The organism is Sphingomonas sp. SUN039 (assembly GCF_024758725.1).
In the GTDB taxonomy this organism is placed as follows: domain Bacteria; phylum Pseudomonadota; class Alphaproteobacteria; order Sphingomonadales; family Sphingomonadaceae; genus Sphingomonas_O.
This window is the reverse complement of sequence record NZ_CP096972.1, coordinates 3367983-3392372: the sequence shown is the minus strand read 5'-3', so window position 1 is coordinate 3392372 and position 24390 is coordinate 3367983. Positions and strand designations below refer to the sequence as shown.

General features: G+C 65.3%; 18 protein-coding genes and 1 tRNA gene. 11 read left to right on the top strand and 8 right to left on the bottom strand.

All coding sequences use genetic code 11. From position 1 onward, the window contains the following. Positions 1-31 precede the first annotated feature (31 nt). Genes M0209_RS16785 through M0209_RS16775 form a run of 3 tightly spaced genes read right to left on the bottom strand, consistent with a single transcriptional unit; the run spans position 32 to position 5470 of the window. Positions 32-3286, bottom strand: coding sequence for an error-prone DNA polymerase (locus M0209_RS16785; RefSeq protein ID WP_258889415.1), 3255 nt, complete (start codon positions 3284-3286; stop codon positions 32-34). Next, the gene (locus M0209_RS16780) at positions 3283-4794 is read right to left on the bottom strand and encodes a DNA polymerase Y family protein (RefSeq protein WP_309547084.1); all 1512 of its coding nucleotides are present in this window, start codon (positions 4792-4794) and stop codon (positions 3283-3285) included. Before M0209_RS16780 ends, M0209_RS16785 begins: the two co-directional genes overlap by 4 nt. Continuing rightward, complete coding sequence (locus tag M0209_RS16775) at positions 4709-5470, bottom strand: ImuA family protein (protein WP_258889414.1); 762 nt, start codon at positions 5468-5470, stop codon at positions 4709-4711. Before M0209_RS16775 ends, M0209_RS16780 begins: the two co-directional genes overlap by 86 nt. A 198-nt stretch (positions 5471-5668) precedes the next feature. On the opposite strand from M0209_RS16775, the gene M0209_RS16770 reads away from it, so the two are divergent. Then, the gene (locus M0209_RS16770; protein WP_258889413.1) at positions 5669-6703 is read left to right on the top strand and encodes an MBL fold metallo-hydrolase; all 1035 of its coding nucleotides are present in this window, start codon (positions 5669-5671) and stop codon (positions 6701-6703) included. Here the strand turns inward: M0209_RS16770 and M0209_RS16765 are convergent. From M0209_RS16765 to M0209_RS16755, 3 genes are all read right to left on the bottom strand, one after another. Beyond that, positions 6700-8013 carry an MFS transporter gene (locus M0209_RS16765; RefSeq protein WP_258889412.1) on the bottom strand — a complete coding sequence of 438 codons (1314 nt, stop codon included), beginning with the start codon at positions 8011-8013 and terminating at the stop codon, positions 6700-6702. The two genes, M0209_RS16770 and M0209_RS16765, sit on opposite strands and share 4 nt — an antisense overlap. A gap of 31 nt (positions 8014-8044) precedes the next feature. Continuing rightward, complete coding sequence (locus M0209_RS16760; protein ID WP_258889411.1) at positions 8045-10879, bottom strand: TonB-dependent receptor domain-containing protein; 2835 nt, start codon at positions 10877-10879, stop codon at positions 8045-8047. Positions 10880-10991: 112 nt separating this feature from the next. After that, the gene (locus M0209_RS16755) at positions 10992-12140 is read right to left on the bottom strand and encodes an L-talarate/galactarate dehydratase (protein ID WP_309547083.1); all 1149 of its coding nucleotides are present in this window, start codon (positions 12138-12140) and stop codon (positions 10992-10994) included. 162 nt (positions 12141-12302) lie between these two features. Between M0209_RS16755 and M0209_RS16750 the strand changes: the two genes are divergently transcribed. The 7 genes from M0209_RS16750 (at position 12303) to M0209_RS16720 (ending at position 21521) form a co-directional block, all read left to right on the top strand. Continuing rightward, positions 12303-13577, top strand: coding sequence for a glucarate dehydratase family protein (locus M0209_RS16750; RefSeq protein WP_258889410.1), 1275 nt, complete (start codon positions 12303-12305; stop codon positions 13575-13577). Between the two features lie 27 nt (positions 13578-13604). After that, positions 13605-14486: a LysR family transcriptional regulator gene (locus tag M0209_RS16745; protein WP_258889409.1), complete on the top strand. Its 882-nt coding sequence runs from the start codon at positions 13605-13607 to the stop codon at positions 14484-14486. 89 nt (positions 14487-14575) lie between these two features. Continuing rightward, the gene (locus M0209_RS16740) at positions 14576-15700 is read left to right on the top strand and encodes a mannonate dehydratase (RefSeq protein ID WP_258889408.1); all 1125 of its coding nucleotides are present in this window, start codon (positions 14576-14578) and stop codon (positions 15698-15700) included. After that, positions 15697-17547, top strand: coding sequence for a hypothetical protein (locus tag M0209_RS16735; protein ID WP_258889407.1), 1851 nt, complete (start codon positions 15697-15699; stop codon positions 17545-17547). Before M0209_RS16740 ends, M0209_RS16735 begins: the two co-directional genes overlap by 4 nt. A gap of 112 nt (positions 17548-17659) precedes the next feature. Next, positions 17660-18589 (top strand): 5-dehydro-4-deoxyglucarate dehydratase, encoded by a 930-nt coding sequence (gene kdgD / locus M0209_RS16730; protein WP_309547082.1) that lies wholly within the window; start codon positions 17660-17662, stop codon positions 18587-18589. Then, positions 18586-19914: an enolase C-terminal domain-like protein gene (locus M0209_RS16725; RefSeq protein ID WP_258889406.1), complete on the top strand. Its 1329-nt coding sequence runs from the start codon at positions 18586-18588 to the stop codon at positions 19912-19914. The genes kdgD and M0209_RS16725 overlap by 4 nt, the downstream gene beginning before the upstream one ends. A 50-nt stretch (positions 19915-19964) precedes the next feature. Further along, entirely contained in the window at positions 19965-21521 is a 1557-nt protein-coding gene (locus M0209_RS16720) for an aldehyde dehydrogenase (NADP(+)) (RefSeq protein WP_408988244.1), read from the top strand. A gap of 180 nt (positions 21522-21701) precedes the next feature. On the opposite strand, the gene M0209_RS16715 is transcribed toward M0209_RS16720, so the two are convergent. Continuing rightward, a tRNA-Tyr gene (locus M0209_RS16715) sits at positions 21702-21787 on the bottom strand. 107 nt (positions 21788-21894) lie between these two features. Between M0209_RS16715 and rlmB the strand changes: the two genes are divergently transcribed. Together rlmB and M0209_RS16705 are read left to right on the top strand one after the other, a co-directional pair. Then, a complete protein-coding gene (gene rlmB / locus M0209_RS16710) occupies positions 21895-22650 on the top strand; it encodes a 23S rRNA (guanosine(2251)-2'-O)-methyltransferase RlmB (RefSeq protein WP_258889404.1) in 756 nt (251 codons plus the stop codon). Next, complete coding sequence (locus M0209_RS16705) at positions 22647-23363, top strand: hypothetical protein (RefSeq protein ID WP_309547081.1); 717 nt, start codon at positions 22647-22649, stop codon at positions 23361-23363. The genes rlmB and M0209_RS16705 overlap by 4 nt, the downstream gene beginning before the upstream one ends. Before the next feature lies 1 nt (position 23364). On the opposite strand, the gene M0209_RS16700 is transcribed toward M0209_RS16705, so the two are convergent. Beyond that, entirely contained in the window at positions 23365-23682 is a 318-nt protein-coding gene (locus M0209_RS16700; RefSeq protein WP_258889403.1) for a 2Fe-2S iron-sulfur cluster-binding protein, read from the bottom strand. 71 nt (positions 23683-23753) lie between these two features. On the opposite strand from M0209_RS16700, the gene M0209_RS16695 reads away from it, so the two are divergent. After that, entirely contained in the window at positions 23754-24371 is a 618-nt protein-coding gene (locus M0209_RS16695; protein WP_258889402.1) for a DNA-3-methyladenine glycosylase, read from the top strand. Positions 24372-24390 lie beyond the last annotated feature (19 nt).

The following is a 24390-nucleotide window of genomic DNA, read 5'->3' as shown; positions in this document are numbered from 1 at the left end:
AAGTCCGGCCAAGAGACCGGGCATCGCATCATCAGTGAAAATCCCGCGATTTCGGCAAAATACGCACATCGCGGGGATGGCCGTGGCGGGGGTATTGCGGATGCAGAAACGCGTCGGAGCGCGACATCGAGGGATTCGCGTCATGCGCCTCGGACAGGTACCGCAACGCCGCCGTGCGGTCTTGGATCTTGGTCGCCATCAGATGGACGACGCCTTCGGGACTATGCTGTACTTCACCCTCGACCAGCATCAGGCGCGCGGCCATCACTTCGCGCCGCAATGTTTCGAACAACCGCGCCCAGATGACGATGTTGGTGACGCCGGTTTCGTCCTCGATGGTCACGAAGATTGCGTTGCCTTTGCCCGGGCGTTGACGGACGAGGACGATTCCGGCGGTCTTGACGCGGGCACCATTTCTCGCAGCCGAGGTTTGCGCGCAGCTCAGTACGTTTTCCGCCGCGAAACCGTCGCGCAAGAACGCCATCGGATGCCCCTTCAGCGACAGGCGGATGGTCTGGTAATCGGCGGCGACTTCCTCGCCCGCCGGCATCTCGGGCAGGGTGAAGGCAGGTTCTTCGCCCAGCTCGCGGGCATCTGCGGCAGCGAACAAGGGCAGCACGTCGCTGTGCGTGCGCCGCACATCCCAGCCCCCGGCGCGCCGGCCAAGGTCGAGCGATCCCAGCGCATCGGCGTCGGCAAGCAGCCGCAGCGCCCGGGCAGGCAGGCAGGCCCGGCGGGCCAATGTCTCGACACTGTCATAAGGTCGGCCGAGCACAACCCGGTTCGCCCATTCCTCGCGAAACCCGTCGATCTGGCGCAGGCCGAGACGGAGCGCGGGCATATCCGGCCCCTCAGAAAATTCCAGACCGTTGTCCCACAGGCTCGCATTGACGTCGATCGTGCGAACCTCGACTGCGTGTTCCTGCGCATCGCGAACGATCTGGGCGGGGGCGTAGAAACCCATCGGCTGCGAATTGAGCAGCGCGCAGGCGAACACTGCCGGATGGTGGCATTTGATCCACGACGAAACATAGACCAGCCGCGCGAACGACAGCGCATGGCTTTCGGGAAAGCCATAGCTACCGAACCCCTCGATCTGCTTGTAGCAGCGCTCGGCGAAGGCGCGTTCGTAGCCGCGCGCGACCATTCCGCCGACCAGCTTTTCCTGAAACTTGTCCATGCCACCGACATGGCGGAACGTCGCCATCGCGCGGCGCAGTTTGTTAGCTTCGGACGGCGTGAAATCCGCCGCGACAATCGCGAGCTTCATCGCCTGTTCCTGGAACAGCGGCACGCCATAGGTCTTGCCGAGCAGGGTGCGCAGCTCGTCGGGGTCGTGCGGTGGTTTGGGAGAGGGGAATTCGGCTTTCTCGATACCCGAGCGCCGCCTGAGGTAGGGATGCACCATGTCGCCCTGGATCGGTCCCGGCCGCACGATCGCGACTTGCACGGTCAGGTCGTAGAGGTTTTTTGGTTTTAGGCGCGGCAGCATGTTGATCTGCGCGCGGCTCTCGACCTGGAACACGCCGATACTGTCGCCCTTGCACAGCATGTCATAGACTGCCGGATCGCTCGAATCGAGGTCGACTTCGAGCGTGTGATCGCCAAGCCCGTGCTGCCGCATCAGGTCATAGGATTTGCGGATGCAGGTCAGCATGCCGAGCGCGAGCACATCGACCTTCATCAATCCCAGCGCGTCGATATCGTCCTTGTCCCATTCGATGAAGGTCCGGTCGGGCATCGCGGCATTGTGGACCGGCACCGTCTCGTCGAGCCGGTCATGGGTCAGCACGAAACCGCCCACATGCTGGCCGAGATGGCGCGGAAAGCCCAACAAGCGTCCGACAAGCATGTTCAGCCGTGCGATTTCGGGATTGTCCAGGTCGAACCCGGTTTCGGCGATGCGTTTCCCGTCCATCGTCGAGGCGTGACTGCCCCATACTGTCGAAACGAGGCGTGCCGTCACGTCCTCGGTCATCCCCAGCGCTTTGCCCACCTCGCGCACCGCACTGCGCGGACGGTAATGCGCGATCGTCGCGGCGATCCCGGCGCGATGGCGGCCATAGCGACGATAGACGTACTGCATCACTTCCTCGCGGCGTTCATGCTCGAAATCGACATCGATATCGGGCGGCTCGTTGCGGTCCGCCGAGACGAAGCGCGAGAACAGCAAATTATGGGAAACCGGATCGACCGAAGTTATCCCCAGCATGAAACACACCACCGAATTCGCCGCCGAACCCCGGCCCTGACACAGGATCGGCGGCTCCTGCTCGCGCGCGAAGCGGACGAGATCGTGAACGGTCAGAAAATAATAGGCATAATTCTGGTCGCGTATGAGGCCGAATTCCTCGCGGAGCATCGCGCGCAATTTCTTTGGCAGGCGGGTGCGTTCGTGGCGGTCGCGCGCGGCGCGCATCGTCAGTCGGATCAGCCAGCCCATCGGCGTCCAACCGGGCGGCACGGGCTCATGCGGATATTCGTAACGCAGGTCGTCGAGCGTGAAGTCGATCCGGTCCAGAAGTGCCGAAGTCTGGGCTAGCGCGTCAGGCGCATCTGCGAACAGCCGGACCATTTCGCGTGCGTGTTTCAGGTGGCGTTCGGCATTGGCGGCGAGTTTGCGACCGACGTCGGCGAGCTTTGCCTTCTCGCGGATGCAGGTCATGACGTCCTGCAAAGGACGATCCGCAGGCGTCGCGAAAAGCGGGGCGTTAAGCGCGAGCAGAGGAATGCCTGCTTCGCCCGACAGCGACTGCAGAGCCGCCAGCCGACGCCTGTCGCCGCCGCTGCGGTGCATGGTTGCGCCGATCCAGAGGTTATCGCCCACAAGTTGGCGGAGGCGAAGAACAACCCCCAACCGGTCGATTCGACAAAGACGCGACGCGCCGGGGAGGACGATCAACACCATCCCTTCCCCCCATTCCAGCAAGTCGTCGAAGAACAGCTGGCACGCGCCCTTTGTCGCACGCAAATTGCCCAGACTCAGCAAGCGGCACAGCCGCCCCCAAGCGCGCCGGTCGGTCGGATAGGCGATAATGTCGGGCGTATTATCGGCGAACGACAGCCGTGCGCCGACGACCAGTCTGAAATCTTTCGCGTGTCCGGCAGCCCTGAGGTCGCGCAACGCAACATGGGCGCGGACGACACCGGCCACGGTGTTGCGGTCGGCAATACCGATCCCGCCATGGCCGAGGGCAAATGCCTCCGTCACCATTTCATGCGGATGCGACGCCCCTTCCAGGAACGAGAAATTGGTCGCCGCCGCCAGTTCGGCAAAACCGCTCATGCGAACAGCCCATGCAGATACCAGACAGGGTGCGCCTTTTCAGTGCCATAAAGGCCGTGGCGGAACAGCCAGTAGCGTCGGCCGCGCACGTCCTCGACGCGGTAATAGTCGCGGGTCAGCCCGGCATTGTCGCGACGCGTCCACCATTCGGCAGCGATGCGTTCGGGCCCTTCGTGCCGGGCGACCTCGTACATCGCCCGCCGCCATTTGAACCGTCGCGGCGGCCCGTCGGGGACTTCGGCGATCACCTCTATCCGGTGCGGCGGGTCGAACAAATGCAGGGGGCGCAGCGGCGGTTCGCCGGGCTCGGGCCTGGGCCACGCACCGGTCTTGCGGGTTTCGACAGCGGGGAATTCGAGCGCCGACTGTTCGGGAATATGCGTGTCGACAGAGGCAAAGCGCCGGACGCGATTGCGCCCCAGCCGTGTGCCCAGCCGGTCGATTAACGCCGCCAGCTCGCGGTCGGCAGTTTTACCGCCATCGAGCCGCAATTGTTCGGGTGCGAGCGGCTCGACAACATGCACTGCCAGCCGGATCATGTCATAACCGAACCCCGGATCGAGCGGATCCGCAAGCGTGTCGATCCGCTCGCGGAACAGCCGGTCGAGCACTGCGGGGTCGCGCACCGGCTGCCCCGTCTCGACCGACAGGCGTGCGACATGGCCGTCGCTGCGGAACAGGGCGACCGAAAAACGCCGCCCGCCGACACCGCGTTCGGACAAAGTGACGGCGGCATCCCCGACCAGCCCGGCTATAGTGTCGAGCACGATTTCGGTGTGCGCCACCGGTTCGCCAAAACGCACCTCCGTCTCGATTTCGGCAAGCCTCCGGCGGGGCGTGATGCGGACGTCGATCGCGCCGAGCAGGCGCGCCAGCAAAACAGGCAGGGCTTTGCCGAACCGGGCCGCAAGCGGTGCCGACGGCAATCGCGCGACATCGCCGATGGCTTTCAAACCTGCCCGCGTCAGCGCGACATGAATATCGGGGTCGGTGCGTAGTGCAGCGACCGGAAGGGCGTGCACATCGTCGCCTCCATGCCGGGCCAGTGCCGCAGCCGCATCGGGCGTATCCGCCAGCGAAAGGCACGCCGTCAGACCAAGCCTAGCAAGCCGCCTTGCCAGGTCGTCCGCCAGCCCGCGCTCTCCGCTTCCGAATGGATGGACGCAGCCGGTTATGTCGAGGAGCAACCCCTGCGGCGGATCGGTCGCAATCATCGGCGTATAACGGTCGCAGGCATCGGCGAGCCAATCGAGCAGCGCCGCATCGGCGCGGCTGTCGGCATCGAAAACAAGCAGTCCGGGCAGCAGGGAGCGGGCGTCTGCAAGCGCAAGACCAGGTGCAAGACCGAGTGCACGCGCCGCCATATCGACTGCGGCCAGCCGCATGCTGCCGCGCTGCTTTTCGACCAGCGCGAAGGGCGCGTCAGGCGGCTTTTCGCGCTTGATCCGCTCCGACGGCAGGAACGGCAGGAACACCGCCAGATAGCGGCGTGAAGCTTCTTGTATCACGGTTCCACTCCAGACGGGCCTCGAACCCGGCAATGCCGCCGCGGTGGCGCAGCAGGGCGATATCGAAAGCGGGTGCACCGGGGGCATTGGCAGCAAGCGGCGAAGAAGGGGCCGCTGCCACCTGCCACCGCGTTTGGGCGGCACTGGGTGCAGGCTCGGCATCGACGCGCAGCACCAATGTCAGCACGCCGGATACCGCCGCCGCCATCGAAAGCCTGCGCGAGGCTGTCAGGTCGAGCAGCGGTGCCTTTCCCCTGGGTTCGATAACGACCGCGCCGACCTGTCGGCATTTGACGATGTCCGCCCCGGCGCGAAGCACGGCCCGCACATCGGGTGCCTCGATCAAAATGAGATCGTCGGGATCGAACCCCAATTCGACAAGACCGGCAGCATAAAGGTGTCCGCTATGGGGCCCACAACGCTGTTCGCGCACCCAGATGACCGGACGGCCGGAAACACTGGCCCGCATGGCAATCATGACCGCAAAGCCCGCAGCGGCGCTGCCGTCTGCAGCCGATGCGGCAAAAACCTCATGCAATGCGCTTTGCCTCAAGCCGCCACCGATGCGCGCGTCGATTCCATCGACACCGAACGACACAGGATCGACAGCCGCACTGCCACCGACCGCGCGCGGGAGGGTTCGATGACAGTGCCGGACAGGAAAAGGTCGAATCATATGTTCTTATTATGTTCCATTCGATATAATTGCTAGGCCGAAGACTCGCAGCGCACATTCGAGGACTGCGGTCGTACCTCGCCCGACCTATCCGCGAGTCGCATCGAGCGATGAGAAGCCAGCATTGGCGAGGGCCGCTTTGCAAGAATAGGTTCGTATGCCGAGGGTGCCAGGGCCACCCGTCGAGGAGGGCGTTCAATGCCAATGCGTACGACACACCGGATGTCCCTGCTGGCCGCATTGGCCGTCCTCGGTCCGGCGATGGCGAACGGCCAGGCGAAGGAGAGCGGACCGGCAACCTATCCCGCCCAGAACAACTTCCCGCAGGAGGACGCCAAGAGCGTGGCGCGGCATCTGGCGGCGACACGGCAGATCGCGGGGGCCGACCTCGAAGCCGATTTCAACTGGCGCTGCCTGGTCAGTCCGCTCGACCGCCAGCTGGTGTTCGGCGTGCAGCACGACGGGCTGGTACCCGCGACCAAAATCTTCGACAATTTCTATTCGGTCGGCCAGAATGCGGTGTCCGCCTTTGCCCTCGATACGCCCGAGGGGATCATCCTGATCGATGCGCTCAACAACGAGGCCGAGGCGCGCGAGATCATCGTGCCGAATTTGGTCAAGTTGGGGCTCGATCCCAAGCGCATCCGCTATGTGCTGATCACCCACGGACACGGTGATCACTGGGGCGGGGCGAAGTATCTGCAGGACATCTATGGCGCCAAGATCGTGGCGTCCGAAGCCGACTGGCGGATGATGGAAAGTCCACAGCGCGGTGGCGGGCCATTCGCGGGGCTGGTTCCCCCGAAGCGTGACATCGTCGCCAAGGACGGCGACACGGTTGCGCTCGGTGGCACGAGCATCCGGCTTTACGTCACGCCCGGCCATACGCCCGGCGTCTTGTCGCTGCTGTTCCCGGTGTTCGACAAGGGCGTCCGCCATATGGCAGGCCTGATGGGCGGCACCGGCGGCGGGCAGGACGAAGCTTCGGTGCGCCAGCAGCTCGTTTCGCTGGCGCGCTGGCAGGCCCTGACCAAGGCCACCGGCGTCGATGTGCTGGTGACCAACCACCCGGTCCATATGGCGGCGAACGAGAAGCAGGCTCTGATCCGCTACGGCGCGACCGGCGGGCGTCATCCCTATGTCTATGGGGCCGCGCGCTACCAGCGTTATATGCAGGTGATGAGCGGATGCTCGCGCGTCCAGCTCGCGCGTATGGGCAAGGCGTCGGATTAGGCTGGTTCGCCCAGCCGGCCGATCTTGCCGACCACGAACAGATAGCTGAGCGCGGCGGCGAGCGCCGAGGCGGCCACCAGCGACAATACCAGATCGAACGAGCCGGTTTGCTTAAGGATCAGCCCGATCACGATCGGCGTGACGATCGACGAAATATTGCCGAACATGTTGAAGATGCCACCGCTCAGCCCTGCGCAATCGCGCGGCGCGACGTCGGACATCACTGCCCAGCCGAGCGCGCCGATCCCCTTGCCGAAAAACGCGAGGCTCATGAACAGCAGGATCATCAGGTTCGAGTCGACATAGTTGCAGCCGAGGATCGCCAGCGCGAGCAGCATCCCCGCCACCACCGGCACCTTGCGTGCGATCGTGAGCGTCGCGCCCCTGCGCAACAGCCAGTCGGAGAAGATGCCGCCGAGCACGCCGCCCGCAAAGCCGCACAGCGCCGGAACGGTGGCGAACAGGCCTGCCTTGACCACCGACAACCCGCGCTCCTCGACGAGATAGACGGGGAACCAGGTGATGAAGAAGTAGGTCAATGTGTTGATAAAAAACTGTCCGAGGTAGAGGCCCCACAAGGTGCGGGTGCCGAGCAGGATGCCGAGCTTGCGCCGCATGTCGCCGTCGGGAACCTTGGCTGTCGGTTCGACCGGATCGACCAGCGCACCGCCCTCGGCGATCAACGCCAGTTCGGCCTGCCCCAGCCGGGGATGGCGGCGCGGTTCGAAGATGACCTTGAGCCACACCGCCGATGCGATCATCCCCAACGCGCCCATGAACACGAACACCCAGGGCCAGCCGAATCCGGCAATAATCAGGCCCATGATCGGCGCGAACAGGACGGTCGCGAAATATTGCGCGGCATTGAAGATGGCCGATGCCGTGCCGCGCTCCTTGGCGGGGAACCACGCCGCAACCAGCCGCGCATTGCCCGGAAACGACGGTGCCTCGGCAAATCCGACGAGAAAGCGGAAGGCAAACAGCGCGGAGATCGCCGTCGCGCCGCTCAGCCACACCACGCCGCCCTGCATCGCGGTGAACAGCGACCATAACGCGATCGCCGCGAAATAGACACGCCGGGCACCATAGCGGTCGAGCAGCCATCCGCCCGGGATTTGCGCGACGACATAGGACCAGCCGAAGGCGGAGAACACAATCCCCAGCTGAAGCTTGTCGATGCCCAGATCCTTCGACAGGAAGGGGGCGGCCAGGGACAGCGTTGCGCGGTCGGCATAGTTGATCACCGTCACGGCAAACAGCATCGCCAGCACGGTCCAGCGGACCCGCCCCGCTCGTGTCGCTTCCGTCATCGTCTCTCTCCCGGAAGCATGCGTTAGACGATCAATAACGGACCCGCACGCCGATGCGATAGGCGCGACCGATCGTGTCATACAGGCCGACGTTGGTCTGTATGGCGCTCGCGTTGTTGCCTCCGACGACCGGCGGTGCCTGGTCGAAGAGGTTATCGACACGGAAATAGGCTTCGACACCCTTGCGGGGCTCGCCGAACAGGCGATAGCTGCCTGCGAGATCGAAATATTTCACGGCCGCGATATAGTTGTTGTCGATATCGACGCCGCTCTTCCAGTTGACGTCATAAACGCCCGAACTGATCGTCCGCATCGTCAGCTGGAACGTCGAGCGCGCATCGTCATAGCCGAGCGTGCTGTAGGTGCGCCAGCGCGGCACGGCGGGGCTTGCCTGCGGTCCGCCATTCTCGCCGACCGCTTCATTGGTCACGCCGCTGTTGGTGAAGGCATAGTTGAGCGCCCGGCTGGCGAGGAAGCGCAGCGTCAGCGTGCCACCCGCCTTGGCAAAGATTTCGGACAAGGGCAGCCGGTAGGTCGCGTCGATATCGAAACCGCGCACGCGCAGATTGGCGACGTTGACCGGCACGCGCCGGATTTGCGTGATGACACCCGCCGTGTCGCGCTGGATGAAGCCGCATAGTACGGTTTCGCCGGCAAAGCACCGCGCGGCAATTTCATTCGGCGACAGGGCCGTGATCGCGTCGTTGAGACGGATGTTGTAATAGTCGAACGATGCGGTGAAGCCGGGCAGGAAGCGCGGTTTCACCACCACGCCGAGTCCGAGCGTATCGGCCTTTTCGGGCGTCAGCGCGGTGTTGCCGTCGGTCACCTGCACGACACGGGTAACGATGCCGCCGCGTTGCGGATCGACGACGTCGACCGATTGCGACGACCCCGCCGCGTACAGCTCTGTGATGCTGGGCGCGCGAATGTCACGCGACTTGACCGCACGGAACATCAGGTCGGGGATCGGCTGGTAGGTCAGACCGGCCTTCCAGGTCGTGACAGTGCCCGCCGTGCTATACTTCGTGACGCGCACGGCGCCATTGAAGTCGAGGCGGTCGCCGAGGAACGAGTCGCGAGCCAGCGGCACGACGACTTCGGCAAAGCCTTCCTGGACGCGGTAGCTGCCCGAGTTGGTCTTGAAATTGCCGTTGTACCAGCCGTTGGCGAGCGAGATCGTGTCACCGACCGCGTCGGCGCGCTCGGTGCGCTGTTCGATGCCCATGGCGAGCGACACCGGCCCGGCCCAGGTGTGGAAGGGTTCGCCGTTGATCGCGAGCGCCGCCACCTGCTGCGTGATCTGCTGCGTCTGCCACGCCGTGCCCTGCACATAGGCGATCGCGGCAGGGCTCGCCACGCCGATACCGAAAACGTTGAGCGGCACGCAGCCGTTGGTCGGGTTGGTCAGCGTCGAGCGGCAGACGATCTGGCCGTTGCCATTGGTGACGGCATCGACAGCGAGGGTGATGTTGGCGCGATTGGTGGTATTCTTCAGATTGATTTCGAGATCCGTGCGCCCGTACTGGTAATAGGCGTTGTACGACCAGCCGGGGGCGAATTCGCCCGACAGCGTCCCGACGAAGCGATAGGTTTGGCGCGTATTGTCGTTGACCGGCCGCCCCAGATCGAACGCCGAATAGCCGTAGCGGAAGGTCGAGTTGGCGAGTCCCAGCCCGGCCGCCTGTGTCCGCACACTGGCGGGCAGGAACGGGTTGCTGAACGACAGCGCTGCAAAGGGCGCTGCGGCATTGGCGTAGCGCTGATAGGCCGCGCTGTTGATCGTGTGCGTGCGACCGTAGGACCCTTCCAGCGACAGCTTGAACAGGTCGGAAAAGTCGTAACTGAACCGGCCCCACAGATTGTCGCGGTCGATGCGCGGTGTGAGCGCGACGACATTGCCCTCGTTCCAGACGTCGCCGCCGATCATGAAATTGCTGCTGGTGATCGCGGAATTGACGGTCAGCGTGCCATAGTTGAACGTGCGCGGCGTGCCGGCGCTGCCGAAGGTCCGCCCGCGCAGCGCGGTGTTCAGAATCAGCCCGCCTTGCGCCAGCAAGCTGTAATATACGTTGCTCGTGACAATCTGCAGCGGCTGGCCGTTGGTCGCCGTATAGGCCGGGTTCGGCACGAGGTAGGTGTAGTTGTACCAGTTGCGGGTGGCGGGATCGAGAATGTCGATGCCGTCTTCATGCTGATGCTCGCCTGACACCAGGATATGGCCGCGACCGTCGGCGAACGAGGCACCGAATGCCGCGCTCAGCTGGTAGTTTTTGTTGTCGCCGCGGTCGGTGATCCCGGCCATCAGATTGGCCTTGAGACCTTCGAACTTGCCGTCGATGATGAAGTTGACGACACCGGCGACCGCGTCCGACCCATAGGCTGCCGAGGCGCCGCCGGTGACTACATCGACCCGCGAGAGCAGCGCCGAGGGAACATTGTTGACGTCGACCGACCCGTCCTGCGTCGATGGCGCAATGCGCTGGCCGTCGAGCAGGACGAGCGTACGGTTGGAACCCAGACCGCGCAGCGACAACAGGTTCAGGCCGGCAACGCTCTGGCTGGTTGTGCCGGCGGTCGTACGCGGCGTCGTGCTGCCGACGAGCTGCGGCAGCTGATTGACGAAATCGGCGATATTGGTGGGCGCGGCCTTACGGATCGCCTCCTCGCCGACCACCGTCAGCGGTGTCGGCGCGTCATAGCCGTCGCGCTTCACGCGGGTGCCGGTGACGATGATTTCGGGGGCAGCCGGTGCCGCCTCCTCGGCGGGCGCTGGTGCCGATTGAGCCAAAGCGTGACCCGGCAGGCTGGCGACTACGCCCGCTCCGCACAACAAGGCAATTCGAACGGCGGCCCGTGTCGACATCATAACCTCCCCAAGGTCCTGCGGCCCACTAGGGCCTGTTTGAGGATGCTTTGCTCGCAGGACCGCATCGGCGTCCAATGCACAGCGGCAATCGACCAATCCGTAGCGGGTATCAATGGACGCTGTCGCGCGTTCCTGTGCTATCGATGCTGCAAGACTGGACGGTCCACGCCCGTGCCTGGCCGCTCAGGCTGACGCCGAGACCCGGCCGTTCGCTGACGACCATCCTGCCATCCACGATCATCTGCCGCTCGTTGAACAGCGGGTCGAGCCAGTCGAAATGTTCCACCCATGCCGCATGCGGATAGGCTGCCGACAGATGGAGGTGCAGTTCCATCGCGAAATGCGGCGCGAGCGCGAGCTGCGCCTCCTGCGCCATGGCGGTTACCCGCTGGAACTGGGTGATCCCGCCGACGCGCGCCGCATCGGGCTGGATGAAATCGACGGCGTTGCTGCGAATCATCGCGAAATGCTCGGCCGCGCAGACGAGCATCTCGCCCGAGGCGACCGGCGTATCGAGTGCCGCAGCCAGTGCGGCATGGCCCTCGACATCATAGGCGTCGAGCGGCTCCTCGATCCACACCAGCCCGTATTGCTCCATCGCGCGGCCCATGCGGAGTGCGCTCGCCCGGTCCCATTGCTGGTTGGCATCGACCATCAGCGCGACCCGCCCATCGATCCGCCTGGCAACCGCTTCGAGCCGCGCGAGGTCGACTTTCGCATCGGGATGGCCGACCTTGATCTTGATGCCGCCGATTCCGCTCGCGATCGAGGCCTCGACATTGTCGAGCACTTCGTCGATAGGGCTCGACAGAAACCCCCCTGAAGTATTGTAACAGGGTACGCCGTCACGCTGCGCACCGAGCAGCTTGGCGAGACTTAGCCCTGCCCGTTTTGCCTTCAAATCCCAGAGCGCATTGTCGAACGCCGCAATCGCCTGTACCGACAGGCCCGACCGGCCGACCGACGCTCCGGCCCAGACGAGTTTGGTCCACAGTCGCGCAATATCACTGGGGTCTTCGCCGACCAGGTCCGGCCCGATCTCGCGGGCATGGGCGTACATGCCGGGACCGCCTGCGCGCTTGGAATAGCTGAAGCCCATACCTTCGTGCCCGTCGACTGTAGTGATTTCGGCAAATAGCATCGCGACCTGCGTCAGCGGCTTCTGCCGTCCGGTCAGCACCTTTGCGTCGCTGATCGGCTGCGCGAGCGGCAGGAAAGCGAGGCTGATCCGGACTTCGGCGATACGGTCGGCTGACATGGTCCGCTCCTTTATTCGACCCGCTCCGCCTAGCAACGGCACGCCCCCGATCAAGCAAGGCGATAGCATCGAACGATAGGCATTCCGCATTGATGCCGGGGTCAGACCCTGTCATTCGGGTATCGAAGCCAGCGATAGAAGTCAGCGAAAAGGGGGAAGCAAGTGCCAAGCATTACCCGGGTTCGCGTCACGCCGATCGCGTTCCGCGACCCGCCGCTGCTGAACGCGGCCGGCATCCATGAGCCTTATGCGCTGCGCTCGATTATCGAGGTCGAAACCGGGGAGGGGCTGGTCGGGCTCGGCGAAAGCTATGGCGATGCCCCTGCGCTGACAGCATTCGAAGCGGTCGCGCAGCTGCTGCCGGGCCTCGATATCTTCGATCTCAACGGCCTGGTCCGCTTGGTCGAACAGGCCGTCGCCGGCTTGCCGCAAGCCGCGCCCGGGGCCGAACTTGCACCCGGATCGCATCCGGCCAAGCTGATCGCGAACAGCGTTTCGGCCTTGGAGGTCGCGCTGCTCGACCTGCAGGCGCAGCATGCCCGAGTGCCGCTGCATGCGCTGCTCGGCGGCGCCGTGCGACGCGAGGTGCCGTTCAGCGCCTATCTGTTTTTCAAATACGCCCGGCATGTCGAGACGGAAGAAACCCCCGACGACTGGGGCGAAGCGGTCACACCGGCACAGATCGTCGAACAGGCGCAGCGGATGATTGCCGCACATGGTTTCGGCAGCATCAAGCTGAAGGCCGGAACATTGCCCCCGGCGACCGAAGTGGCGAGCATCGTCGCGCTGGCCAAAGCCTTTCCCGGCTTGCCGCTTCGCATCGATCCCAATGGTGCCTGGTCGATGGAAACCGCGCTGGCGTGTGCCGAGGAACTCGGCCCGCTGATCGAATATTATGAAGACCCGGTCGACGGGCTCGATGCAATGGCCGAACTCCACCGGCGCACGGGCCTGCCGCTCGCAACGAACATGGTAGTGACCGATTTCGACCAGCTGCGGCGCAGCGTTTCCATCGACGCGGTCCAGATCGTGCTGTCGGACCATCATTACTGGGGCGGCTTGCGCGCGAGCCAGCATCTGGCAGCGATGTGCCGCACATTCGGTCTGGGTCTGTCGATGCATTCCAACTCGCACCTCGGCATCAGCCTGATGGCGATGAGCCATTTGGCAGCGGCGACGCCCGACCTGACCTATGCCTGCGACACACATTATCCATGGGTCGAGGACGCCGACGAAGTCGTCACCGGCGGCAAGATCGCATTCTCCAACGGCTGTATCGCGGTCGGCGATAGCCCGGGGCTCGGCGTGACGCTCGACCGCGACCGGCTGGCGCGTGCCCATGCCACGTTCAACCGCATCGCCATCCGCAGCCGCGACGACGGGGGCCAGATGCGCAAATACGATCCTGCTTTCAGTGCGGCGAAACCACGCTACTGAGGGATCATAACGCTGCGGGAGAGCGGCATGTTCGAGCTGATCCAGCTACGCTGTTTCGTAGCCGTTGCCGAGGAACTGCATTTCGGCCGCGCTGCCGGACGGCTGAACATGACCCAGCCGCCGCTCAGCCGCCACATCCAGGTACTCGAGCGTATCTTGCGCGTCGAGCTGTTCCGGCGGTCGAGCCGTTCGGTAAAGCTGACGGCGGCAGGCGCGGCGTTCCTGGCCGAAGCGACGCGCATTGTGGAAATGACCGACAGCGCGGTCGCCACTGCGCGCGCCGCCGCCGAAGGGCAGCTCGGCATGGTCACGCTCGGCTTCACCGCCGCATCGGGCTATAGTTTCCTGCCGCGCCTGATCGGACGCGTGCAGGCCGAACTGCCCGATGTGCGGTTCCTGCTGAAGGAGATGGTCACCGGCGAGCAGCTCGAAAGCCTGTTGTCGGGGCGTATCGACTTCGGGCTGCTGCGTCCGCCCGTGCGGCGGCCGGAACTCGAGTCGCGGCGCGTGCTGCGCGAACGCTTCATCGTCTGCTCGCACAGCTCCGTCCCCGCCGCCGACCGCCCGCGACGCCTTGCCGATTTCGATGGCCTGCCCCTGATCATGTACGCGCCCGACAAGGCGCGCTATTTCCACGACCTGATCACCGGGTTGCTGGCGAGTGCGCGCGCCGAACCACGACTGGTCCAGTATCTCGCGCAGATCCATTCGATCCTGATGCTGGTCGGCGCCGGACAGGGCTTTGCGCTCGTCCCTGAGTCTTCGGCCCGCCTCCACCCCGAGGACGTCGTGTTCAGCGAGCTGGAGGATGCCGACCCCATCGTCGAGCTCCATGCGGCGTGGCGGCGCGAGAACGACAACCCCGCGCTGGGCGAACTGCTGCGCCATCTCGACGCGGTGAACGGATAGCCAGCCGGTATCGAACGATTGCGTGTCGCGATTGGCGGCCTCTCCCCGTTTGGCGTTAGCCTGTCCCGATAATGACAAGGGAGACGGCGATGGATCGGCGCGATTTCTTGGGCGGCATCGGCCTCGGCGCAACGCTGGCCGGTGCAGGAGCGGTCGCTTCGGCGAGCGCTGCACCCCCGCGACCGCATGCGGCGCGAGGTCCGTTGCGGATGAAGCTGGGCTGCCAGAGCGGACCCTCCACCGACGACCGTTTCGCGTTTTTCGCACGATACGGCGTCACCAACATCGCCGCACGGGCCAAGGTGTCCGACGGGCGGCTCGCCTCGACGGTTGCGGAACTGGCTGCGCTCAAGGACATGGCGATCCGCCACAAGCTGTCGCTCGACATCCTCGACCCCGTGATGCTGCCTTCGTCGCACATCGACCGCGAAGCGAACCCGGCGATCATGATGGCCGATAGCCCGCAGCGCGACCGCGACATCGAACAGTTCCAGACGCTGATCCGCAACTGCGCCGCCGTCGGCATTCCGTGCATCAAATATAATATGAGCATCCTCGGCGTGCTGCGGACGGGGCACGTCCAAGGCCGCGGCGATGCCGAATTCGGGGCATGGGATGCAGCGACGGCCACGCTCGACAAACCGCTGACCCGGGCCGGTCCCGTCAGCGCGGACGCGTTCTGGGAACGAATCGCCTATTTCCTCGACCGCGTCGTGCCGGTCGCCAACGAGTATAAGGTCCGCCTCGCCTGCCATCCGCACGATCCGGGTACGCCGCCGCAAGGATATCAAGGTGTCCACCGCGTGCTCGGCACGATCGACGGGCTCAAGCGCTTCGTCGGGATACGCGAGAGCCGCTATCACGGGCTGAATTTCTGTCAGGGGACTGTCAGCGAGAACCTGCCCGACCCGAAGACGCAGATTTTCGATACCATCCGCTGGTTCGGCAGCCGCGGCAAAATCTTCAACGTCCATTTCCGCAACATCGTCGGCGGACGCGGCAAGTTCCGCGAAGCCTTCCCCGACGAAGGCGATATCGACATGTACCGCGCGCTGATGACCTATCACGAGGTCGGCTACGACGGGATGCTGATGCCCGATCATGTCCCCGACGTGCCCGGCAAGCCCGAAGCCGCAATGCAGAGCTTCGCTTTTGCCTATGGCCATATCCGCGGGCTGATGCAGGCCGCCGCGCACGCATTGCCCGCCGCATGACCAGTCGCCGCCAGTTCCTTGGGAGCACAGGATTATCGCTGGTCGCGGCGTCGCTGCCCGCCGCCCCCCGCGCAGCGCGACCGCAGCTCGACATTGCGACACCCATGGCCCCGCCGCGCTGGGCGAAGTTGCAACGCGAGCTGATCGCGATGCAGGTGCCCGCCGCGCGCACATTCCACGACCGCTATTTCGATAAAGAGCATCGGCTCGAAGCTTTCCTGCGCTGGGGCGCGAACGACGGACCCGACGATGCCGTCGAGCATGTCAACGACTGGCCGCTACTTCACATCATCGGCGGCGATCCCGAAATTTTGCGGCTCTATCGCGGCGTGCAGGAGGCGCATTTCGCGCAATATTCGCGTATCCGCACCACCGATGTCCCGGCGGGCCGCAAGGGTATGTACGTTCGCGAATTCCCGACGCAGATGGACTGGCAGCACATCAGCGAGGGGTTGACGACGTTCAACCTGATGGGGCTGTCGACGCCGCGCGATGCCAAGCTCGCCATGCGCGCGCGGCGGTTTGCCGATTTCTACACCGGGCGCGATCCGGTCGCGCGCAACTACGACCCGGCGCGGCGGCTGATCCCGTCGCTGATCAACGGCAGTCTGGGGCCGCTGATGCGCCCGGCGACTGCGCTCGACTGGGCGGGCGACCCGTTCGACGCCGCGCCGTTCAAGCTCGAGCATGGCGAGAATACATACGCGCAATTCCTCGACCACTATCGCGAATATACCGAGACAATCGGCGACAACCCGCTCAACTTGCAGGCGACGTCGCTCGCGCTCAACGCGTGGTTGCTGACCGGCGAGGACCGGTTTCGTGGCTGGTTGTTCGACTATGTCGACGCCTGGGCGCAGCGCATGGCCGCCAATGACGGCGTCATCCCCAGCAACGTCGGCCCCGACGGCGTCATCGGATCGGCGGCGGGCGGGCGCTGGTGGGGCGGCACCTATGGCTGGGGATTTTCGCCGGTCGTGCCGCAGACCGGCAAGCGCGAGGACCGCAACCGCGTGCCGCGTGCGGTGGTCGGGTTCATGAACGCCTATCTGTTGACCGGCGACGATCGCTATTTGCAGCCGTGGCGCACGCAAAATGCGCGGATCAGCGACGCCGGTCGCACGATCGACGGGATCCGCCAGTCGCCCACGATGCACGGGGCCGAGGGCTGGTACAGTTTCAAGCCCGGCCCCTATCGCCACAACACGCGCGAAATCTGGTACATGTCGATGCGCGAGGCCGACCGGGCAGCAATGGTGCCGACGCCCTGGACCGAGTTCCTCGCCGGACGCGCACCCGACTGGCCCGAAGCGGCGCTGCAGACCGACATGCGGCGGATGCGTGACCGGATGGCTCTCGTCGCAGCCGACACCACGACGCCGCAGACGCGCCTTGCCGACAATGCCATCGAGAAGAACCCGGTATCGGTCGAGGCGTTGCTGCACCAGACGATGGGCGCGCTGCCTATCGCGCATCGCCCAGAGCCGACGCACACGTCGCCCGAACAGGGCGGAACACCGCTGTTCGCGCGGCTGCGTCATTTCGATGCCGACCGGCGTCAGCCCGGTCTGCCGAGCGATGTCGCAGTGCTGGTCCAAGCGATGGATTCGCGCTCGACGAAGTTCAGTATCGTCAACCTCGACCCCGCCGCGCCGCGCCGCCTGATCGTGCGCGGCGGCGGCTATGGCGAGCACGGCATCGTCAGCGCCACTGTCGGCGACCGGCGCACGGCGGTGGGCGGCAGCGACCTGACCGTGCGGCTCGGTCCCGGTGCAGGCGCGCAGATCGTGCTCGAGATGAGTTGCTACAGTCGCAAACCGACGCTGCAATTTCCCGACTGGGCATGACCGGCACGCGAGCGATGCCGAACCGGCATGAACCGAAACGCCATTTGACTTGGACCTGCACCGACCCGCGCCCTAGCGGCAGGACAACATATCCCATCCCGGAGTGACGAAGATGATGAGTGCCCAAGCCATGGCGCAAACGATCGGGGCAGGACTGCTCTCGTTCCCGGTGACGCATTTCGACAGCGAGTTGCGCTTCGACGAGGCCGCGTTCCGCAAGCATTGCGCGTGGATGCTGAGTTACGAAGTCGCCGGGCTGTTCGCGGCAGGCGGCACGGGCGAGTTTTTCTCGCTGACACCGGCCGAAGTCGAGCAGGTCGTACGCGCCGCCGTCGCCGAGACCGCCGGCCGCGTGCCGGTGATCGCAGGCGCAGGCTATGGCACCGCGATTGCCTGCGACCTCGCCCGCTCGGCAGAGCACGCCGGGGCCGATGGCATCCTGCTGCTGCCGATGTACCTGATGACTCCCGGGCAGGAAGGTCTTGCCGCGCACGTCGAGGCAGTCTGCAAATCGACCGACCTCGGCGTCATCGTCTATAACCGCGACAATGCCGTGCTCAACGAAGACACGCTGGCGCGGCTGTGCGACCGCAACCCCAACCTCGTGGGTTTCAAGGACGGCGTCGGCGATATCGAACTGATGATGCGGATTTACTGCAAGATGGGCGACCGGCTGACCTATGTCGGCGGCTTGCCCACAGCGGAGACCTTCGCCCCAGCCTATCTGGAAATGGGGGTCACCACCTATTCCTCGGCGATCTTCAACTTCATGCCCGAATGGGCGGTGCGGTTCTACAAGGCGGTACGGGCGCGCGACAAGGCGACCATCGTCCGCGAACTCAACGATTTCGTGCTGCCCTATATCGCGCTGCGCAATCAGGGCAGCGGCTATGCGGTGTCGATCGTCAAGGCCGGGTGCGACGCGATCGGACGGCCTGCAGGTCCGGTCCGCAGCCCGTTGACCGATCTGAAGCCCGGCGAACGCGCCGAGCTGGCGGCGCTGATCGAGCGCGTCAACGGTTCGCTCGCCGTCGCCGCATGAGCGCTGCGCCGGTCGTAACGGCGATGCGCGTCGTGCCCGTTGCCGGGCACGATTCGATGCTGCTCAACCTGTCAGGCGCGCATGCGCCGTTTTTTACCCGCAACATCGTCGTGCTGAGCGACAGCGCAGGCAACACCGGGCTCGGCGAAGTGCCCGGCGGCGAAGCAATCCGGCAGACGCTGGAAGACGCGAAGCCTCTGGTCATCGGTAAGCCGCTCGGCAGCCATGCTGCGACAATCGCCGAAGTCGGTGGCCGTTTCGCGGCGCGCGATGCCGGGGGGCGTGGCCTGCAGACCTTCGACCTGAGAACCACCATCCACGCGCAGACCGCGATCGAGGCGGCGATGCTCGATCTGCTCGGGCGGCACACCGGACAGGCGGTTGCCGATTTGCTGGGCGAAGGCCGTCAGCGCGACCGCGTCGAAATGCTCGGCTATCTTTTCTACATCGCCGACCGCCACGCGACCGACCTGCCGTATCGCGATGAAAGCGGTGCGGACGACGTCTGGCTGCGCCGCCGCAACGAAGCGACGATGACGCCCGACGCGGTCGTCGACCTCGCCCGCGCTGCACAGGCCCGCTATGGCTTTCGCGACTTCAAGCTGAAGGGCGGCGTGCTGTCAGGCGATGACGAAGCCAAGGCCGTCCGTGAGCTCAAGCGTGCCTTTCCCGACGCCCGCATTACGCTCGATCCCAATGGCGCATGGAGCCTAGCCGACGCCGTGCGGATCGGCCGCGATCTGACCGGCGTGCTCGCCTATGCCGAGGACCCCTGCGGGGCCGAGAACGGCTTTTCGGGTCGCGAGATCATGGCCGAGTTCCGCCGTGCGACCGGCCTGCCGACCGCGACCAACATGGTCGCGACCGACTGGCGGCAACTCGCCCATGCCGTCCAGCTGCAGGCCGTCGACATCCCGCTGGCCGACCCGCATTTCTGGACGATGGAAGGGGCGGTCCGTGTCGCGCAGCTGTGCCGGACGATGGGGCTGACCTGGGGCTCGCACTCGAACAACCATTTCGACATTTCGCTGGCGATGTTCACGCATTGCGCCGCTGCGGCCCCCGGGCGGATCACGGCGATCGATACCCACTGGATCTGGCAGGACGGCGAAACCCTCACCAAGGCTCCGCCGCAGATTGTCGACGGCCATGTCGCGCTGTCGGATCGCCCCGGCCTGGGCCTCGACCTCGACGAGGACGCGCTCGAACGCGCGCACCGGCTTTACCTGGACCACGGCCTCGGCGCGCGCGACGATGCGACGGGCATGCAGTTTCTGGTGCGCGACTGGCAGTTCGACCCCAAACGTCCCTGTCTGGTGCGATAGCTTCGCGCGGACTACGGCACCGCATCACGCACAGCATCGATCGAGGACAGATAATGGACGGCAGGTATTTCATCGGATCGGCGCGTATCGGCGGCACCGAGGTGTTCAAGGCGCTGGCGGCGGCCGACGGCACGCCGCTCGAGGGCGATTTCGCAGTAACACCGCCCGCCGATCTGGCGCACGCCTGCACCCTCGCCGACGCCGCTTTCGATGCGTTCCGCGAGACAACGCCTGAGGTGCGCGGTGCCTTTCTCGACGCAATTGCCGCACAGCTCGAAGCGCGCGGCGACCGATTGATTACCCGCGCCATGGCCGAAAGCGGGCTGCCGCAGGTGCGGCTGACGGGCGAACTCGGGCGCACCACCGGCCAGCTCCGGCTGTTCGCCCGGCTGGTGCGCGAAGGCGACTGGGCAGGCATCGTGCGCGACCGCCCCCTGCCCGACCGCCAGCCGCTGCCGCGCCCCGACCTGCGCCAGCGCCGCATCGCCGTCGGCCCCGTCGCCGTTTTCGGCGCGTCGAATTTCCCGCTCGCCTTCTCGGTCGCGGGCGGCGACACCGCATCCGCGCTTGCGGCAGGGTGCCCCGTCGTCGTGAAAGCGCATCCGGCGCATCCGGGGACATCGGTGCTCGCCGCCGAAGCCATCGCGCAGGCCGTGGTCGAGTGCGGCCTGCCCGAGGGCGTGTTCTCGCTGGTGCAGGGGCCGGGTAACGCCCTCGGTGCCGCCTTGGTTGCCGACCCCCGGATCAAGGCGGTCGGCTTTACCGGTTCGCGTCTTGGCGGGCTGGCGCTGGTCGCCGCCGCGCAAGCGCGCCCCGAACCCATTCCGGTCTATGCCGAAATGTCGAGCGTGAACCCCGTCATCCTGTTTCCTGCCGCCCTCGCCGCGCGTGCCGAGGCGCTGGGCGCTGCATATGCGGGTTCGCTGACGCTCGGTGCCGGACAATTCTGCACCAATCCCGGCATCGTCTTTGCGCTCGAAGGCCCCGATCTCGATCGCTTCACCACCGCCGCCGCCGCCGCACTCGGCGTCGTGGCGCCGCAGACCATGCTGACCAAAGGCATTGCAGCCAATTTTCGCGAAGGCAGTAACGCGCTTGCCGCCGGAGCCGGCGTGCAGCGCGTCGCACAAGGCGGCGAAGCCGGTTTGTGTGGCGGCAGCGCGGCACTGTTCGCCGTTTCGGCGGCCGACTTCCGCGCCGATCCGGCGCTCGCCGATGAGGTGTTCGGGCCGTCATCGCTGATCGTGCGGTGTGCCGACATGGCGGAAGTTGCAGCGTGCCTGAGCGCGATGGAGGGACAGCTGACGGCAACGCTGCACATAGACGCCGCAGACCATGCAGCAGCGACAGCGCTCGTGCCGCTGCTCGAACGCAAGGCCGGACGGCTGCTCGTCAACGGCTGGCCGACCGGCGTCGAAGTCAGCCGCGCGATGGTCCACGGCGGACCGTTCCCCGCCACCAGCGATTCGCGGACGACTTCGGTCGGCACTGCCGCCATCGAGCGCTTCCTGCGCCCGGTGTGCTACCAGGGTTTTCCCGACGATCTGCTGCCATTGATGCTGAACGATGCGAATCTGCAAAACATACCGCATCGCGTTTTTGACTGAATGGAAACGGACAGGCGTGCGTTCTTCAGGTTGAGGAGATCGACTCCTCGCCTTCGCGGTTCAGGCATGGTCTCTGCCGAACAGCGCACGAGCGCGAGGCCGCAAAAGCCGACAGAACTACGCCAGTTCTACGCCACGTCCGCTTGAGAACCGCCTCGGTCAGCGAAGTCGCACACTGCGTGGTGGACAGGGCTGGATTCGAACCAGCGTACCCTTGCGAGAGCAGATTTACAGTCTGCCGCCTTTAACCACTCGGCCACCTGTCCACACACCGCCTGGCATCAAGCCGTTGCAGCGAGCGCGCGCAATGGCGAAGCGGGCCTTGCCTGTCAATTGTGTGCGGGCGTAGGGCAGCCTGAACAAGGAGACACATGTGCGACGGGGTAACAGGACGAGCAGCCATAATGCCCAGCGCCCGCGCTTCTGGGGGCGGCATGCGGTAATAGCGGCGCTCGCCAATCCCGAACGTGTCGTCCACAAAATCTGGGGCACGCGCGAGGCACTGGGACGGCTCGATCTGCCGCCGGTGCTTCCTATCGTCTATGCCGATGTCGCCGATCTGGGCCGGATGGTTCCCGGCGACGCCCCGCACCAGGGGCTGGTGATCGAAGTCAATCCGCTCGAGGATGTCTGGCTCGGCGACCTGCTGGATCAGGGTGCGGACGCCGACGACCGACGCGCGCTGCTGGTGCTCGATTCGGTGACCGACCCGCACAATGTCGGCGCGATCCTGCGTTCGGCAGCCGCTTTCGACGCGCTGGGCATCGTCACGCAGGACCGCCATGCGCCGCCCGAAGGCGGGGCGCTGGCGAAATCGGCATCGGGCGCGCTCGAAACCGTCCCCTGGGTGCGGGTGGTCAATCTGTCGCGCGCGCTCGATGAGATCGGTGAAGCCGGGTTCTGGCGGATCGGTCTTGCGGGCGAGACGCGGACGACATTGGCTGAGGCGCTGGGGCCGCAAAAAGTCGCGCTGGTGCTGGGGGCCGAGGGCGAAGGAATGCGCCAGAATGTCGCGGCGCACTGCGACGCCATCGCGCGCCTGCCGATCTCGCCGAAAGTCGAGAGCCTCAACGTATCGAACGCTGCCGCGATTGCGCTTTATGCGGCGGCCCAGACGGGAGCCGGATGATGGGAAAGCTGCTGCGTGCCGGATTTGCGCTTTTCGCGCCATTGATACTCTGGGCGTGCGTCCTGACGCCGGGCAAGTTCGTGTCGTCGCTGACGGTGAATGCCGACCGGACGTTCGCCTTTGCCTATAAGGGCGAAGTGATTGCGCTCGATCCGGGCGGCGCAATGAAGGGCTTCGGCAAACGCGAGGAGAGCAAGGACGCCCAGGCCACCGACGACACGGACAAGGCGGCCAAGGAAAAGGCCGGCGTGGCTTCCGCCGCCGAAGCCGATGCCAAGAACCGCGAGATCGCTGCGGCGCTGTCGAACGAGGCGGGTTACAAATCCGTCGTCTATCGCGGCAACGGCAAGTTCGACATCGACTATGCCATTTCGGGAAGCCTGACCCACAGCTTCCTGTTCCCCTTCAATGCCGATGCGCAAGCCGTACTGCCCTTTCTGATGGTCGAAGTGCGACAGGGCGGCACAGTGCGGCTGCGAGCACCCGGGTTTGCCAACAGCGACAGCGGGACGGCGGCGATGAACCCGATGGGCGGCGGCGTCGCCGACGCGGCGAAATATCTCGATGGCGTGTTCACGCTCGACACCGACGCGGAGATCATCAGCCAGAACAACGAGGATGGCGCAAAAGCAGTCGGCAGGCGCAAGCAGATCGTCTGGCGCGCGACCCCGCTGACCAAGGATGCGCCAACGGCCGTGCTGCGCCTGAAGTAGCTCAGTCTTCCTGCGCGATCGTCACTTTCAGCCCGTCGAGCGCCGCTGTGAAGACCAGCTGGCACGACAGGCGCGACGTCTCGTCGCGGTGGTCGGACGAATCGAGCAGGTCGTTCTCGTCCTCGCTCATCGCCACGACCTGGTTGGCGAAGGCGGGATCGACGTGGACGTGACAGGTCGCGCACGAGCAGCAGCCGCCGCACAGCGCCAGCAATTCGTCGATGCCATTGTCGCGGATGACTTCCATCACGCTCAGGCCGGTTTTGCCTTCGAGTTCGACGGTTTCACCGTCGCGCTTCGTGACGATCAGCTTCGGCATCGATAACTCCTGTCCCGCCGGGTTCGCAGCGCCTATGTCGCGGACCGGACGCCAAGGCAAGGATGCGCGCGATGGGATTGAGTGCGGGGCAACTGAAAGAACACCTCGACGCGCTGGCCGCGCGTGACCCGCGCTTTGCCGCCGCGCTGGCGCTGGCGGACTATCCCGAGCCCCGCATGCGCGACAGGGGCTATGTCACGTTGCTCCGGACCATCGTCGGGCAGCAGATCAGTTTCAAGGCAGCGGACGCGGTGTGGAAGAAGGTCGAGGCAGCGGTCGGCGATATTGCCGACCCGAACGCATTGATCGCCCGTGCGGACGAAGACCTGCGCGGCGCGGGACTGTCGCGGCAAAAGATCGGCTATGCGCGCAGCCTCGCCGAACTCTGCGCGTGCGGGGCGCTCGACCTCGACGCCTTGCCGGAGGATGACGAGGAGGCGATTGCCTTGCTCGTCCGCGTCAAGGGCATCGGCCGCTGGTCGGCAGAGGTCTATCTGCTGTTTGCCGAGGGACGGACCGACATCTGGCCCGCAGGCGATCTTGCCGTGCAGGAATCGGTGCGGCGGATCATGGGGCACGATGCGCGGCCCAGCGAGAAGGCCGCCCGCGAGATCGCCGAAAGCTGGCGACCCTATCGCGGCGCTGCGGCGATCTTTGCGTGGCATCATTACAAGATACCGGTGATCTAGGCCCGATCGGAAAAGTCGT

Bases quoted from the DNA above. Each gene is read 5' to 3' on its own strand.
- M0209_RS16785 (WP_258889415.1), bottom strand. From the start codon at position 3,286: ATGAGCGGTTTTGCCGAACTGGCGGCGGCGACCAATTTCTCGTTCCTG.
- M0209_RS16775 (WP_258889414.1), bottom strand. From the start codon at position 5,470: ATGATTCGACCTTTTCCTGTCCGGCACTGTCATCGAACCCTCCCGCGC.
- M0209_RS16770 (WP_258889413.1), top strand. From the start codon at position 5,669: ATGCCAATGCGTACGACACACCGGATGTCCCTGCTGGCCGCATTGGCC.
- M0209_RS16765 (WP_258889412.1), bottom strand. From the start codon at position 8,013: ATGACGGAAGCGACACGAGCGGGGCGGGTCCGCTGGACCGTGCTGGCG.
- M0209_RS16760 (WP_258889411.1), bottom strand. From the start codon at position 10,879: ATGTCGACACGGGCCGCCGTTCGAATTGCCTTGTTGTGCGGAGCGGGC.
- M0209_RS16755 (WP_309547083.1), bottom strand. From the start codon at position 12,140: ATGTCAGCCGACCGTATCGCCGAAGTCCGGATCAGCCTCGCTTTCCTG.
- M0209_RS16745 (WP_258889409.1), top strand. From the start codon at position 13,605: ATGTTCGAGCTGATCCAGCTACGCTGTTTCGTAGCCGTTGCCGAGGAA.
- M0209_RS16740 (WP_258889408.1), top strand. From the start codon at position 14,576: ATGGATCGGCGCGATTTCTTGGGCGGCATCGGCCTCGGCGCAACGCTG.
- M0209_RS16735 (WP_258889407.1), top strand. From the start codon at position 15,697: ATGACCAGTCGCCGCCAGTTCCTTGGGAGCACAGGATTATCGCTGGTC.
- kdgD (WP_309547082.1), top strand. From the start codon at position 17,660: ATGATGAGTGCCCAAGCCATGGCGCAAACGATCGGGGCAGGACTGCTC.
- M0209_RS16725 (WP_258889406.1), top strand. From the start codon at position 18,586: ATGAGCGCTGCGCCGGTCGTAACGGCGATGCGCGTCGTGCCCGTTGCC.
- M0209_RS16705 (WP_309547081.1), top strand. From the start codon at position 22,647: ATGATGGGAAAGCTGCTGCGTGCCGGATTTGCGCTTTTCGCGCCATTG.
- M0209_RS16700 (WP_258889403.1), bottom strand. From the start codon at position 23,682: ATGCCGAAGCTGATCGTCACGAAGCGCGACGGTGAAACCGTCGAACTC.
- M0209_RS16695 (WP_258889402.1), top strand. From the start codon at position 23,754: ATGGGATTGAGTGCGGGGCAACTGAAAGAACACCTCGACGCGCTGGCC.